Below are 14,000 nucleotides of genomic sequence, written 5' to 3'. Positions count from 1 at the left end.
GCCATGACGAACCCGAACCCCCTGCGCGGCACGCTCGGCGTCGGTCCGGACGGGGCGTTCCGGATCCGCTTCGAGCGTGTCCTCGCGCACGCCCCCGAACGCGTGTGGTCGTGGATCACGGAGCGCGAGAAGCTGGAGCGGTGGCTCCCCGGCTGCGCGATCGACCCCCGGGTCGGGGGCACGGTCAGCTTCGACTTCGGTGACGAGGGCACCGCCACCGGCGTGGTCAGCGAGGTCGTTCCGCCGGGGCAGGAAGGGGTCCTCGTGCACAGCTGGCGTTGGCCGGGCGTGCCCGATTCAGCCGTCCGCTGGACGCTGGAGGGGGTGCCCGGAGGAACCCGGCTCGTACTCGTGCACGGCGAACTCCTCCCCGAACCCGCCGCCGAGTTCGCCACCGGCTGGCACGTGATGCTCGACGCCCTGGCCCTGGCCGCGGACGGCGGGTCCCCCGAGGACGCCTGGAGCGCCGTGGGCGAGGTCGCGGAACTCTACGCACCCTCCGCGAACGCCGAAGGGGTTCCCTCCGGCGGCTGAGGGCGCTGACAGCAGCCGCTCCAGAGGGTTCCGGTCGGGGCTCCGGCTCGGTCGCTCCGGGCCGCGCCCCGCCTCCGGCCGCCCCGCCTCCGGCCCCGAGTGCGCGGCAGGCCAAGGTGTGTCATTGACTATGGTGTGTGAGGCACACTATCGTGTGAGGCATGAAGGAAGACGGGCTCCTGGCCGGACACCTCCAGGAACTGAGGCGCGGCACCGTCGTGCTGGCCTGTCTGGCCATCCTGCGGCGCCCCCACTACGGCTACGCGCTGCTCCAGACGCTGGACGGCGCCGGGTTCTCGGTCGACGGGAACACGCTCTACCCACTCCTGCGGCGCCTGGAGAAACAGGGCCTGCTGACCAGCGAGTGGAACACCGAGGAGGCGAGACCGCGCAAGTTCTACAGGGTCAGCGCCGCCGGTACGGAACTACTCGACGGACTCACGGGGGAGTGGCGCGCCCTCGACGGCTCGATCCGCGCCCTCACGGAAGGCGAAGCCGATGGTTGAGAGAAAAGATTCCACGCTGATCGACCGGTACGTCTGGTCCGTCACCCGACACCTGGGCGCGGACACGGGCCCCGACATCGCCCGTGAACTGCGCGGATCCCTCCAGGACACGGTCGACGCCAAGGTGGAGGCCGGGACGGACCCGGCCCGGGCCGAGGAGGAGGCGCTGACCGAGCTCGGCGACCCCGAGGTCCTCGCCCGCCAGTACGGGGAGCTCCCCGGCCACCTCGTCGGCCCGGCCCTGTACCCCGAGTACGTCCGCATGCTCAGGGCCCTCCTGGCGGTCCTGGTTCCGCTCGCCCTCGGCCTGGTGCTGGTGGAGGGCCTCGTGTCCGGCACCGGGGGCTTCGGTGACATCGCGCTGGAGGCGGTGGGCGCCCTGCTCGGGGTCACGGTGCACGTCGCCTTCTGGGTGACCCTGGTGTTCGCGACCGTCGAACGCACCCGGCCCGCCGCCGAGCGGGACCGGCCGCTGACCGCCTGGCGCACCGACCAACTGCCCGCCGAGGCCCCGTGGCGCCAGGTCCACCTGGCGGGGACCCTCGTCCAGGTGTTCCTCATCGCTCTGGTGATCGCCGTGCTGGTCTGGCAGTTCGCCGGGGTCTCCGACCCCGCCACCCAGGTCCAGGTCCTCGACCCCGGCCTCGCCCCGTCCTGGAAGGCACTCCTCGTCGGCGTGCTCGCGGCCGAGATCGCCGTACTGGTCGCGGTCTGGCGCACCGGCCACTGGACCCCGCGACTCGCGGCGGTCAACGTGCTCGCCAGCGCCACGTGGGCGACCGCGGCCGTGTGGCTGCTGCTCCGGGACGAACTGATCGCCCCCGACCTCCCCGAACGGCTCGGTGCGGTGTTCGGTGTCCCCGCCGACTGGTCGGCGCCCGCCGCCCCGCTCGCAGCGGTGGTGATCGCCGTCGCCGTGTGGGACGCCGTCGACTGCCTCCGCCGGACCCGCCAGGCCGCACGCAGGCCCTGACCCGGGGCCCGGGCCTCCGCCGGTGCCCTCCCCGTCCGCCGGGCACGGTACCGACGCCGGCCCCCGTCCGGGGTGCTTCAGCCCGCCGCGGTCCTCCCCGGTGCGAGGAGGCGGCAGCAGTTGGCTGCGGTCCAGGTGATGGCGGGGACGGCCTCCTCCTGCATCTGCTCCAGGGTCCGGGGGCCCCGGGCGATCGAGAACGCCGCGGTGACACCTGAGCGGCGGAGGTCCTCGGAGCCGACCGACACGCTTCCGGCGATCACGACGACGGGCACGTGCGCGGGGGTGAGGCGGCGTACCGCGTCGACGACCTTCCCGCCCAGGGACTGGCTGTCGAAGCTGCCCTCGCCGGTGAGGACGAGGTCGGCCCCGGCCAGGAGCTCCCCTGCGCCCAGGACGTCGGCCACCATGCGCGACCCGGGGAGCACCTCCGCACCGAGGAGGGCGGTCAGGGTGACGGGTATGCCGCCGGCCGCACCCATGCCGGGAACGTTCCGCAGGTCATCGCCGGTGGTTTCGGCCAGGACGTCGGCCAGCCTGTCCAGCCCCTCGTCCAGGACGCGCACGTCCTCGGGGTCCGCGCCCTTCTGCGGGCCGAAGACGGCGGCGGCGCCCTCGGGGCCGACCAGCGGATTGGTGACGTCGCAGGCCACCCGCCAGCGGACGGTGCGGGCGCGCGGGTCGAGGGCTCCGAGGTCGAGGGCGGCCAGTTCGCGCAGGCGCCCGCCCCCGTCGGGGAGTTCGGTGCCGTCGGCGCCGAGGAAGCGCGCACCGAGCGCGCTCAGCACGCCGGTGCCGCCGTCGGTGGAGGCGGACCCCCCGATGCACAGCAGGATCTCCTCGACCCCCGCGTCGAGGAGTTCGGTCACGAGAGGGCCCACGCCCCGACTGCTCGCGGTGCGCGGCTGGAGCGGGACGTCGGCGACGGCGGGCAGCCCGTTGGCCTCGGCGGCCTCGATGACACCGGTGCGGCCGTCGGGGGACACCCCGAACCGGGCACGGATCGGGCGGCCGAGGGCGTCGGTGGTCTCCACCGTGAGCGGCTCCGCCCCCCAGGCACCGAGCAGGGCGTCCAGGGTGCCCTCGCCGCCGTCGGCGAACGGCAGGGTGTGGACGGACACGGGGATCCCCCGCTCGCCGTAGGCCTCACGGACACCGCGGGCCATCGCCTCCGCGGCCTCGACCGCGGACGCGCTCCCCTTGAACGAGTCCGGGATCACCGCGACGCGGACGGGCGGTGGGCCGTCGGAGGCCCCGGTGTGTTCCTGCGAAACGTTGGACATGGGCGAGAGCATAGAACTCGACCCGGTGCGTTTCGACGGTGCGCTGCCCAGTCTTCCTGCGGTTTCACCCCGGGGATATGTGCGAAACGCCCAGGGCGGCTTCGGCGTACAGACACATGTGCACCGTGGTCAGGTGGTCCGGGCGCCGGATGTCCAGCCCGGTCACGGCCCGGATCCGGTCCACGCGCTGGAGCAGGGTGTTGCGGTGCACGAAGACGGTGTCGGCGGCCTCGCGCATGGAACCGGACGAGGCCATCGCGGTCACGGTCCGTCGCTGGGCCGTACTGAGCGGGGCGGTCCGGGCCGCCATCCGGTCGAGGGTCCGGCGCGGGAGGTGGGCCACGGCCACGGCGACCTCCCGGGACCACGGCCCCGGGTGCCCGGGACCGGGGAGCAGCCCCGGATAACGGCACAGGGCCCGCGACTCCTCCGCGTGGGCCATCAGTGTTTCCACGTCCTCGGTCCCCGGGGTGCTGGTGTGCCGGCATCCTGCGGGCAGGCCCAGGGCGTCCGTACCGGGGACCCGGCCGGAGCCGAGGAGCCAGAGGGCGCCGTGCAGGACCGCCGCCCGCCGCCCGCCGTCGCCGTTCACCCTGGCCGCGGCGGACTCCGCCGCAGGGGGAGGGGAGGCCGAGCCGCCGGGCCGGGGCGCCTGCGCCGTCCACAGGGCCAGGGACCACGGGGGCCGGAGCCCCGCGGCGGCCAGCCGGTCCCGCGCGTCCCCGGGCCGGGTCGTCCCCGCACCCAGCGCGGCGATCAGGTCCCGGGCCTCGGTGTGCCGCCTGCTGACCGCGTCCTGTTCGTGTTCCTGGGTGATGAGGAGCTGGACGGTCAGCGCGACGACCCTGGCGAGGTCCTCGACCTGCCGGGGCTCCCCGGTGACCCCGACGACCCCGCGCAGTTCACCGTCGATCAGCAGCGGTTCGTTGGCGCCGGGCCGGTCCGAGGTACCCGGCCCGGGCTCGGTCACGAGCACGGCGCGGCGTTCGGCGATCACCCGCTGGGCCCCGTGGTGCAGGGTGCCGACCCGGGCGGGGTCCAGGCAGGCGATGATCGTGCCGTGCTCGTCCATCACGTTGATGTTGTGGCTGATCGTCGGGGCGATGAGGTCGACCACCCGCTGGGCGGTCTCGCTGCTCAGCGGGGTCCGTCGACGGTCTTCGGGCATGCTGCCAGGATAGTGACGCTCGTCCCGACGCCCTGGCTGCTCCGTCTCCGTTTCCCCCACTGAGTTCCCTCACCGAGCCGACCTTCGACGCGGCCCGGACAGGGCCCACCGCGCCCACACCAGGGCGACGCCCACGGCGACGACCACTGGCCCCGCGACCAGGAACAGGGAGAACAGCCACTCCCGGGAGCCGTCCGGCCCGTAGACCCGGTTGGCCGCGCCCGCGTCGACCGCGGGGACCGTCCCGCCCTCCCGGCAGGTGTCCCGGCCTGCGGCGTGCAGGTAGACGCTCCGCGCCTGGCCGTCCTCCTCCGGCAGGCCCCCGGAGACCTCCGGGAGGAAGGTGCCGTTGCAGGTGCACGACTCGTGCCCGGGGTGCTGGACGCAGCTGAGGCTGACCGCGGTGAACACCCCCGGCACCCCCTCGCCCCGGGCCGCACGCAGGCTCTGGTCGAACCCGGACAGCCCCACGTGGGCCACGGCCGCGGCCAGGAGCAGCAGCACGACGGAGAAGGGGAGGGATGGACGACCGGGCACCCTCCCCTTCCTCGCACGGGCGCCTCCCCTTTCCCGGTGGACGGCGCTCTCGGCGGGCTCCCCAGTGGTGTGCCCGGTCCCGTTTCCGGCCACGGTGATCAGACCCCCGCCGTCCGGTCGTCCGCGGAATCCCCCTGCGCGTCCGGGCTCTCGGACTCCTCCGAGCCGTCCGGGACCTCGCCGGGACGGGCGATCCGCAGGGCCAGCGCCGCCGCGAACCCGCACAGCGCCGCCGCGGTCAGCCACACCGGGCCGTAACCCCCGGCCATGTCGCGGGTGAAACCGCCGAAGATCGCCATGGCGCCCGCGCCCACCTGGTGCAGGGCGTTGACCCATCCGAAGACGATGGCGCCGTCCGCGCCGAAGACCCGGCGGCACAGCAGCACCGTGGGCGGCACGGTCGCCACGTCCAGCAGGCCGAACACCACCACGAAGACCACGATCGCGACCCCGGCGTCCGGGCCGAGCAGGGCGGGCAGTGCGGCCAGCAGCAGCCCCCTGCCCACGTAGTAGGCGACCAGCAGGCGGCGCGGGTCGAAGCGGTCGGTGAGCCAGCCCGAAAGGACGGTCCCGGCCAGGGAGAACACCCCGATCACCGACACCAGCGCGGCGGCGGTGGTCACGGCCATCCCCTGGTCCTGGGCGGCGGGCACGAAGTGGGTCCAGATGATCCCGTTGGTGGTCGCCCCGCACACCGCGAAGCTCCCGCCGATCACCCAGAACCGGCGGTTGCGCACCGCGGCGACCAGCACCCGGACCGTGCGCCGCGCCGCGCCCGGCTCCACCCTCGGCCTGGGCACGTCCGTCCTCGCACCGTAGGGGCGCAGCCCCGCGTCTGCGGGGTGGTCGCGCAGCACCAGGGCGACCAGGACGGCCATCGTGGCGGCGGTCAGGGCCAGGGTCACGATGGCGGGACGCCACCCCTGGTGGTCGATGATCCACGCCAGGGCGGGCAGGAAGACCATCTGCCCGAAGGCGCTCGCCCCGGTCAGCGCGCCGATGACCAGCCCGCGGCGCTCCACGAACCAGTTGTTCGCGACGGTCGCGGCGAAGGTCATCGCCAGCGATCCGGTACCGGCGCCGATGAGCAGCCCCCAGTACAGGGTCAGCTGCCAGGAAGCGGTCATCACCGTGGTCAGGGCGGCCCCGACGACGATGGCCGTCAGCGCCGCCAGGGCGATCCGGCGGATGCCGAACCGGTCCATCAGTGCCGCCGCGAACGGGGCGACCAGGCCGTAGACGACCATGTTGACCGAGGCGGCCGCACCGATGGAGCCGCGTGTCCACCGGTACTCGGTGTGCAGGGGGTCGACGAGCAGCCCGGGCATCGCGGCGAAGGCCGCCGCGGCCACGATGGTCATGCCCGCGACCAGGGCGACGGCCCACGCGCGGTGTATCCCCGCGGCGGGGCGCCGACCTCCGGCCGGTGCCGGGGGAGCGGCCCCGGCAGCGTCCGGGGAGGCACCGTCGTCGGCGCCGGGGTCGGGGTTCTGGGGAACGGTCCTGGAAGACATGGGTCCAGACTCCCTTTCGGGACCCGCCGTCGACAGTGACCTGAAAGCCAACATGCGAAAGAATCCGGCCATGAGTGTCTTCACCAGGCCCGGACTCCACCGGGTGGCCGTGTTCGTCCGGCACGGCGTCCTGCCCATCGAGACCGGGATCGTCCACCGCATGTTCGGCCGGGTCCGCGACGCCGACGACCAACCGCTCTACGAGGTCCTCACCTGCGCCCTGGAACCGGGGGTGGTCACCACCGACACCGACCTCACCCTGAACGTCCGGCACGGCCCCGAGGCCCTGGCGGAGGCGCAGACGGTCGTCCTGCCCGCCGCCGAGGAGGACTACGTCGAACGCCCGCACGACCCGCTCGTCCCCGAACTGGCCGCCGCCCTCGCCCGGATCCCCGGACACGCACGGGTGGCCTCCATCTGCACGGGGGCGTTCGTGCTCGCCGCCGCCGGGTTCCTCGACGGCTGCCGCGTGACCACGCACTGGCTGTCCGCCGGGTACTTCCGTGCGATGTACCCGCACATCGACCTGGACCCGGACGTGCTCTACACCGACAACGGGCGGGTGCTGACCGCCGCCGGGGTCGCCTCCGGGATCGACCTCAGCCTGCACATGATCCGGACCGACCACGGCGCCTCCGTCGCCAACGAGGTGGCCCGCAACACCGTGGTGCCGCCGCACCGGGACGGCGGCCAGGCCCAGTACATCCGCCGCCCCGTGCCCGATCCGGAACGCTCCGCCACCGCCCGCGCCCGCTCCTGGGCGCTGGACCACCTCCACCTCCGCCCGAGCCTGGCCGACATGGCGGAGCGGGAGGCGATGAGCGTGCGCACCTTCACCCGCCGGTTCCGGGAGGAGACCGGGATGTCGCCGGGCCGGTGGATCAACGAGCAGAAACTGGACCGTGCCCGGCAGCTGCTGGAGGAGTCGGACCTGTCGGTGGACCGGATCGCGCACGAGGCGGGCTTCGGCACCGCGGTGTCGCTGCGCCAGCACGTGCACGCCGAACTCGGGGTGTCCCCCAGCGCCTACCGCCGCACCTTCCGGGGGACCCCGGATGCCGAGGTCTGAACCCCGACTCCCCGGAAACCCCGACCGCCCGGATTCGGACAGCCCTGCGGAGTTGAGGGCGAGAGTGGGCATGATGCGGACATGGATCGAGTCCTCCCTCCGACATGGCGTCCCTCCAGCGAAACCGAACTCGAAGCCGCCCTGAACGAGGGCGCGTTCACCGAAACCCCCAAACGCGAGGCCAAACAGCAGCTCCGCAGCTCGAAGGACCAGGCCAAGGACATGGCGTCGTTCGCGATCGACGGCGGCCTGATCGTGGTCGGGGTACGGGAGGTCAAGGCCGAGGGCCGGTTCGAGCTGGCCCCGGTCGAGTGGGCCGACCAGATCCTGGAGAGCCCCGCCAGGATCGCGGCCTCCTCCTGCGACCCGCCGCTCCAGGTCTCGGTGGACTGGCTCGACAGCGAGGTTCCGGGACACGGCTACCTGCTCATCGAGGTGCCCGCCTCACCGCTGGCCCCGCACATGGCGGGCGGCGCGTACTACGGGCGCGGCGACCGGGAGAAGCGGCGCCTGTCCGACGCCGAGGTGGAGCGGCTCATCCGGGCCAGGGACGCCTCGCTGGACGTGGTGCGCACCGCGCTGCGCGAACAGGTCGACAAGGACCCCTTCCCCGGCGGGGAGCTGGCGCACCTGCACCTGCTCGCGCTGCCCTCACGACGCATCCCCGGGATGTTCAAGGCCTGGACGGCCGCGGAGAACGCGCAACCGCTGCTGTTCGACCTGGTCCGCGACGGGGTCTCGCAGCGGACCCGGGAACTCGGAGGCGAGGCCGCCCGGGTGTCACCGGTCCTCGGCGACCTCGTGTCCGGGTTCCGCACCGCGGGCGGGGTGGGCATCGCCAGCCAGTCCTCGGCCGACGCGCGGGAGGAGGGGGACCTGCGCTTCGTCGTCCGGGAACGCGGGGAGGTGTCCCTGTACTGCGGCCGCGCCGCCGCACGGTACGCCGACCGCTACCTGTTCTTCGACGGAGCCCTGGCCTTCCGGGTGCGGGCCTTCCTCGACCTGCTCGCCGGCCTGTCCGAGGACGCCGGGTACGGGGGCAGCTGGGACGTGGGCGTGGCGGTCACCAACACACACGGGGTGTCCTCCTGGAGCGGGGACCGCCGGTCCGCTCCGGGCGCGGAGTACGACGCCGAACGCTACGAGCAGGCCACCCGCGTACCCCAGACTGAGCTGGAGAGGCCGGGCGGTGCCACAGACCGCCTCGTCGGCGAGCTGCTCCGCTCCCTGGGCAACGCCTCCGCCCACTCCGACCTGCTCACCGACCCCGAGTGAGCGGGGCGGGCCGTGCCAGGAAGGGAGCCCCCGCCCAGGCACGGCCGGGACCGACCGGTCATGTCCTGCTCGCGCGCAGGGAGTACATCAGGGGGATGCGGGGGTGGGAGGGCGGGAAGCGGTGGTAGCCGTCCTCGGAACGCTCGAAGGAATCGAAGCGGGGGAACAGCGAGACGTCGTGCTCGTGCAGGAACTCCAGGCGCAGCCCCGCCGCGGCCAGGGCCGAGACCACCTCGCCGATCGGGTGCTGCCAATCCACGCTGCGGTTGTGCTCGGTCTCGGCCCCCGGGTCCGCGTACGTGCCGGAAGCCTGTTCCACCCGCGCGTCCCGCGCGAAGTAGTCGCGCACGACCCGGGTGCCGGTTCCGTCGTCGAGGACGTCGGTGAACGGGTGGAACTCGGCGAGGTAGAGGAAGCCGCCAGGGGCCACGAGCGAGGCCGCGGTCCGCGCCCAGAGGTCGATGTCGGGCAGCCAGCACAGTGCCCCGGTGCCGGTGTAGACGATGTCGTAGGACCCCTCCGGCACGGCCGACGGCGCGTCGTACACGTCGGCCTCGACGAAGTCCGCCCGTTCGGGGGACAGGCCGATCTCGGCGGCGAGCCCGCGGGCCGCCGCCACGGCCGGGCCGGAGAAGTCCAACCCGACGACGCGCGAGGCGCCGTGCCGGGCCCAGGACAGGGTGTCCAGCCCGATGTGGCACTGCAGGTGCAGCAGTGACTTCCCGGTGACGTCACCGACCTCGGTGCGCTCGAAGTCACGCAGCGCCTCACCACCGGCCCGGAAGCCGTCCAGGTCGTAGAAGTCGCTCGCCACGTGCAGCGGGACCCGCTCGTCCCAGAGGGCCCGGTTTGCCTCACGCCAGTCCGGGGGCGTCGGTGTGCTCATGACCGCGGACAGTACCGGTCGCGGACGCCCGGGGGTACTCCTTTTCCCGGCCGGGCCCCGCGGCCTCCGGCCGGCCCCGCAGCGACCAGGTCGCGCCTTCGGCGTTCTCCGAGGCGACGTCGCGATACTCGACCCATGCTCAGCGGAATCCTCGAACGCGTCCTGCCCGCCTCACAACTGCGCACCCCGGACAACCTGGTACAGGACCTGGACCTGTCGGCGGGCGACAGCCGGGCCAAGAGATCGGCGTTCTGGAGCATGCTGACCCTGTCGGCGGTCATCGCGGCGGGCGGCGTGCTGACCGACTCGACGGCCACGGTGATCGGCGCGATGATCATCGCGCCGCTGTCCACGCCCATCATGGGGATCGCCCTCGGGATCGTCCGGCAGAACCAGACCGGGGCAGTCCGGACGGTCGTCCTGGGCTGCCTGCTGGTGATCGGTGTCGGCGTGGTGTTCTCGGTGGTCGTCCCGGCGGGGTACGACCTGATGAAGAACGACCAGGTCGCCGGGCGCACCTCACCGGGTCTGCTGGACCTGGTCGCCGCACTGGCGACCGGTGCGGCCGGAGCGGTCGGCCTCTCCCGCCGCGACGTCGCCGCCGTCCTGCCGGGCGTGGCCATCGCCATCTCCCTGGTCCCGCCCCTGGTGGTGGTGGGCGTGTGCCTGGGTAAGGGAGCGCTGTGGCTGGCGGCGGGGGCGGCGGTGCTGTTCCTGTCCAACCTGCTCGCACTGGTCTTCGCGGGCATGGTCGTCTTCGCGGCCTCCGGCCACGGCATCCCGCGCGAGGCCCGCGACACCCGGTCGGGGAGCCGGGCACGCCTGGTGCTGGGGCTGTTGTTCTCCTTCGTGTTCGTCCTCCTGGCCGCCAACACGACCGCCACCCTCCTGGTCGAGGTGTGGACGCACCGGGCCGGGCAGGCCGCCGACCGCTGGGTGTCGGAGCAGCCGAACGCCTCGGTGACGAGCGTGTACACGGCCTCGCGGACGCTGCACGTGGAGGTCCGCGTCGAGGAGGAGCCGCCACCGGTCGGCGCCCTGCTCACGGATCTGCGCGGTCGGGTGCCCGACCAGCTCAGGGTCGTGGTGGAGACGACCCGCGGCGAACGCGTCGAGGCCGGTTCCGTGGGCGGATGAGCGCCTCCGTGCCCGGGCGGTGTCGGCCGGGAGCGCACGCGCCGCTCCCGGCCGACGGTCCGACGGTTCGCGGACGGCCCCGGTTCAGGGGGTGACGATCGGGAAGTCGGGTCGGGGTTCGTCGAGGACGGACATCAGCCGCCGGAGCACCTCCGCGTCCCCCCGGTGCTCCACCCCGTCCAGGTCGCCCGTGCTCAGGAGCCCGAGCAACTGCTCCTTGGTCAGGGTCAGGGCCAGGTCCGCGTCCCCGTCCTTCGGTTCGGGGTAGTGGATGAGCACACCGTTGGAGAGCATCGCCCGGTACCGCTCACCGCTGTCGGTCATGCTCAGGTCCAGGGACAGCTCCTCCTGCCAGGCGCGCGGGCCGTCCACCCGGATGGCCACCGAGTCGAGGATCTGGGTGACGCTGAGCGCGGAGGCCAGGCTCTCGGCCAGGGCGATGGCCGTGGGCGGCACACCCTCCCGCAACTCCATGGCCCCGACCAGGAAGAAGTTCCGCCACGTGGCGCACTCCGCCCCGTGGCCGAGCCGGGTGAGGACGTCCGCCAGCAGCCCCTTGGCGTCGTCCCGGTCGGGGGCGGCGAAGACCGCGTGCGAGGCCAGTTCGGCGGCGAAGCGCAGGTCGCCCTCGTCGGCGAAGGAGCGGGCCCGGTCCATGAGGGCGTCGACGCCGCCCATGGCGCGGGCGTAACGCTCCCCCTGGGCCTGCGGCGGGTGCTGCCACAGGTGGGCGGGGTTGCCGTCGAACCAGCCCATGTAACGCTGGTAGACGGCCTTGATGTTGTGCGAGATCGAACCGTAGTAGCCCCGGGTGCTCCAGGCCGGGCGGCATTGGCAGCTCCTCGGCGATCTCGATACCGGTCGACCCCTTGTTCATCATCCGGAGCGTCTGGTCGTGCAGGTAGGCGTAGACGTCGCGCTGCTCGGAGAGGAACCCCCGGATCTCCTCGCGCCCCCAGACGGGCCAGTGGTGGGAGGCGAAGACGACGTCGGAGTCGTCGGCGAACAGTTCGATGGTCTCGTTGACGTAGCGCGACCACATACGGGCGTCACGGACCTGTGCGCCGCGCAGGGTGAGCAGGTTGTGCAGGGTGTGGCAGGCGTTCTCGGCCGTGCACAGCGCCCTGCTCTCGGGGAGGTGGAAGTTCATCTCCGCCGGGGCCTCGGTCCCGGGGGTCATCTGGAAGACGAACCGGACCCCGTCGAGCACCTCCTCCTGGCCGGTGCGGGTGATCTCCAGGGTCGGGGGGACGAGCCCCACCCTGCCCTGGGAGGTGCCGATGCCCAACCCCATGCCCACCCGGCCCTCCGGTCCGGCTCCGAGGCCGAAGGCGGCGAAGTACATGCCCCGGCGGATCATGGCGGTACCGGCGTAGACGTTCTCCGACACCGCGTGTTCCATGAAGTCCTCCGGCGCCACGACCGGGACCCTGCCGGAGGTGACGTCGGCCTCGTCCACGACCCCGAGCACTCCGCCGAAGTGGTCCAGGTGCGGGTGGGTGTAGATGACGGCGGTGACCGGCCGGTCGGAGCGGTGCTCGCGGTACAGCGCCAGGCCGGCTGCGGCGACCTCCTCGGACACCAGCGGGTCGACGACGATGACGCCCTCGCGCCCCTCGATGAGGGTCATGTTGGACAGGTCCATGCCGCGGATCTGGTAAATGCCCTCGACGACCTCGAACAGGCCGTTGATCGCGGTCAGCCTGCCCTGCCGCCACAGGTGGGGGTGGACGGTCCCGGGGGCGGTTTCGGTGCCGTCGAGGAGGAAGGAGAAGTCGCGCAGGTCCCAGACGGACTTGCCCTGTTCGTCGGTGACGCTCTGCGGGCCGGCGGAGATGAGGCCCCGGTTGGCGTTGTCGAAGTCGGTGGTGTCGTCCGGGGACGGCCCTCCCGCACCCGCGCGGGCGTCCCCCGGCCTGGTCGGCCGGGGGACGCCGGTGGTCCTGCTTCCGGTCTCGGCGGCACGCGCCATGAGCCCCTCCTGGGGTGTGTTGTCGGTCCGGACGCTGGAAGTCGCGGCCGGGGTCTACCCGGGGCGCGTCCGGGTTAGGGCCAAGGGGCGGTCAACCTCCCCTTTGCCGGGTGCACACCGCTTCTCCGGGGTCGGGCGGGCGGCCCGGGGAAGCGGTGCGGTCGGTTGCGCGGAACCCTGGTCGGAGCGCCTGCGGTCACCCCCTCCTCGCGGCCTTCCGTCTCCTGCGTTCGGAGGGGCGCAGGAGGAGACCGATGAGCACACCGACGCCGACGGCGACGGCCAGGGTGGCCCACAGCGGGGCCACCAGGGAGAAGAACAGGACCTGGATCTCGGTGGAGTCCCGGTTCTGCACCATGAAGACGATCGTGATGACGACCAGGACCAGGGCGACCCACACCCGGGGCGGGACCGAACCCGCGGAGAAGCCCCTCCCGGATGAGCCGTCCCCGCTCACCGCGCCGTCCGAGGGTGTAGAAGCGGTCATCGAATCGCCCCCTGTGTTCTGGAGCGGTCCCGTCGTCGCGGGGGCCGGGAGAGCCGGCCCGGGCCGAGGACACGGAACCGCCCGGTGGGAATGCCCGCTCCGGCGACGGACCCTCGTTCTCCACGGACCCGTGCCGGACCTCTTGCGTGTACGGCATTCCCGGGACACAGCCCGCGGAGGGCAGGGGAGCGCCAACTCTTCCCCCGGATTGGACAGGTGCCGCCCGCCGTGGCGGGGAGCCCGTCGTAGGGACCGCCCCGTGCGGCTGCCACCGCTCCTCTGCCGTGCCGTTCGGAGGGGGAGGCCTACGGAGGACCCCGGCGGCGTGCCGACGCGGGCCTCAGGAACCTGATTGCGTCACTCCCGGAAATCTGTAGTGGCTGGAGTAGACATTCGATGATCGTGCTGCTAAATTTCCTGTCGTAGCCACAGAGCTACACGGATGGGCCACCGGATACACCGGTGGAGAGCAGTACCGCAGTACCGCAGCAAGCGGCTTTCCGCCCGTACGGGGAAGGCCGTGCAACAAGGAAGAGAGCAGGACGGCTCGACGGCGCGCACGTGCTTCAAGGCGCCGGGAGCCGGTAGGACAGCAGTACTGAGGTAAAGCAGTAACGCAGTACCGGCGTTCCGCTCGGACAGGGGATGCCGCAGTAGGA

The 14,000-nt window shown here is 72.9% G+C and carries 12 protein-coding genes and 1 pseudogene; 6 read left to right on the top strand and 7 right to left on the bottom strand.

Features of this window, described 5'->3' with window-relative positions:
• Window positions 1–3 precede the first annotated feature (3 nt).
• From IE195_RS02335 to IE195_RS02325, 3 genes are all read left to right on the top strand, one after another.
• Window positions 4–534 (top strand): SRPBCC family protein, encoded by a 531-nt coding sequence (locus IE195_RS02335; protein WP_191267589.1) that lies wholly within the window; start codon window positions 4–6, stop codon window positions 532–534.
• A 161-nt stretch (window positions 535–695) separates the two neighbouring features.
• Window positions 696–1,040, top strand: a complete 345-nt coding sequence (locus IE195_RS02330) for a PadR family transcriptional regulator (protein WP_191267587.1) — start codon at window positions 696–698, stop codon at window positions 1,038–1,040.
• Window positions 1,033–2,013, top strand: coding sequence for a permease prefix domain 1-containing protein (locus tag IE195_RS02325; protein ID WP_191267585.1), 981 nt, complete (start codon window positions 1,033–1,035; stop codon window positions 2,011–2,013). Before IE195_RS02330 ends, IE195_RS02325 begins: the two co-directional genes overlap by 8 nt.
• 77 nt (window positions 2,014–2,090) lie before the next feature.
• Here the strand turns inward: IE195_RS02325 and IE195_RS02320 are convergent, their stop codons facing one another.
• The 4 genes from IE195_RS02320 to IE195_RS02305 all read right to left on the bottom strand — a co-directional run bounded on the left by IE195_RS02320 (window position 2,091) and on the right by IE195_RS02305 (window position 6,515).
• The gene (locus IE195_RS02320; protein WP_225942569.1) at window positions 2,091–3,296 is read right to left on the bottom strand and encodes a glycerate kinase; all 1,206 of its coding nucleotides are present in this window, start codon (window positions 3,294–3,296) and stop codon (window positions 2,091–2,093) included.
• A 64-nt stretch (window positions 3,297–3,360) separates the two neighbouring features.
• Window positions 3,361–4,464, bottom strand: a complete 1,104-nt coding sequence (locus tag IE195_RS02315; protein ID WP_191267581.1) for a CdaR family transcriptional regulator — start codon at window positions 4,462–4,464, stop codon at window positions 3,361–3,363.
• A 69-nt stretch (window positions 4,465–4,533) separates the two neighbouring features.
• The gene (locus IE195_RS02310) at window positions 4,534–5,001 is read right to left on the bottom strand and encodes a hypothetical protein (protein WP_191267577.1); all 468 of its coding nucleotides are present in this window, start codon (window positions 4,999–5,001) and stop codon (window positions 4,534–4,536) included.
• Between the two features lie 98 nt (window positions 5,002–5,099).
• Window positions 5,100–6,515 carry an MFS transporter gene (locus IE195_RS02305; RefSeq protein ID WP_191267573.1) on the bottom strand — a complete coding sequence of 472 codons (1,416 nt, stop codon included), beginning with the start codon at window positions 6,513–6,515 and terminating at the stop codon, window positions 5,100–5,102.
• A gap of 70 nt (window positions 6,516–6,585) precedes the next feature.
• Here IE195_RS02305 and IE195_RS02300 point away from each other — a divergent pair, with 70 nt between their 5' ends.
• Together IE195_RS02300 and IE195_RS02295 are read left to right on the top strand one after the other, a co-directional pair.
• The gene (locus tag IE195_RS02300) at window positions 6,586–7,584 is read left to right on the top strand and encodes a GlxA family transcriptional regulator (RefSeq protein ID WP_191267567.1); all 999 of its coding nucleotides are present in this window, start codon (window positions 6,586–6,588) and stop codon (window positions 7,582–7,584) included.
• An 81-nt stretch (window positions 7,585–7,665) separates the two neighbouring features.
• Complete coding sequence (locus IE195_RS02295) at window positions 7,666–8,859, top strand: AlbA family DNA-binding domain-containing protein (protein ID WP_191267562.1); 1,194 nt, start codon at window positions 7,666–7,668, stop codon at window positions 8,857–8,859.
• 58 nt (window positions 8,860–8,917) lie between these two features.
• On the opposite strand, the gene IE195_RS02290 is transcribed toward IE195_RS02295, so the two are convergent.
• A complete protein-coding gene (locus IE195_RS02290; protein ID WP_191267558.1) occupies window positions 8,918–9,745 on the bottom strand; it encodes a class I SAM-dependent methyltransferase in 828 nt (275 codons plus the stop codon).
• A gap of 135 nt (window positions 9,746–9,880) precedes the next feature.
• Here IE195_RS02290 and IE195_RS02285 point away from each other — a divergent pair, with 135 nt between their 5' ends.
• Entirely contained in the window at window positions 9,881–10,882 is a 1,002-nt protein-coding gene (locus IE195_RS02285) for a DUF389 domain-containing protein (protein WP_191267552.1), read from the top strand.
• Window positions 10,883–10,966: 84 nt separating this feature from the next.
• On the opposite strand, the pseudogene IE195_RS02280 reads toward IE195_RS02285, so the two are convergent.
• Both IE195_RS02280 and IE195_RS02275 read right to left on the bottom strand, forming a co-directional pair.
• Window positions 10,967–12,854, bottom strand: a pseudogene (locus IE195_RS02280) (alkyl/aryl-sulfatase).
• A gap of 196 nt (window positions 12,855–13,050) precedes the next feature.
• Window positions 13,051–13,341 carry a LapA family protein gene (locus tag IE195_RS02275; protein ID WP_225942568.1) on the bottom strand — a complete coding sequence of 97 codons (291 nt, stop codon included), beginning with the start codon at window positions 13,339–13,341 and terminating at the stop codon, window positions 13,051–13,053.
• Between the last annotated feature and the right edge of the window lie 659 nt (window positions 13,342–14,000).

Origin of the sequence: Nocardiopsis terrae, assembly GCF_014651695.1 — a bacterium.
Classification (GTDB): Bacteria; Actinomycetota; Actinomycetes; order Streptosporangiales; family Streptosporangiaceae; genus Nocardiopsis; species Nocardiopsis terrae.
This window is presented reverse-complemented; position numbering and strand designations above follow the sequence as displayed.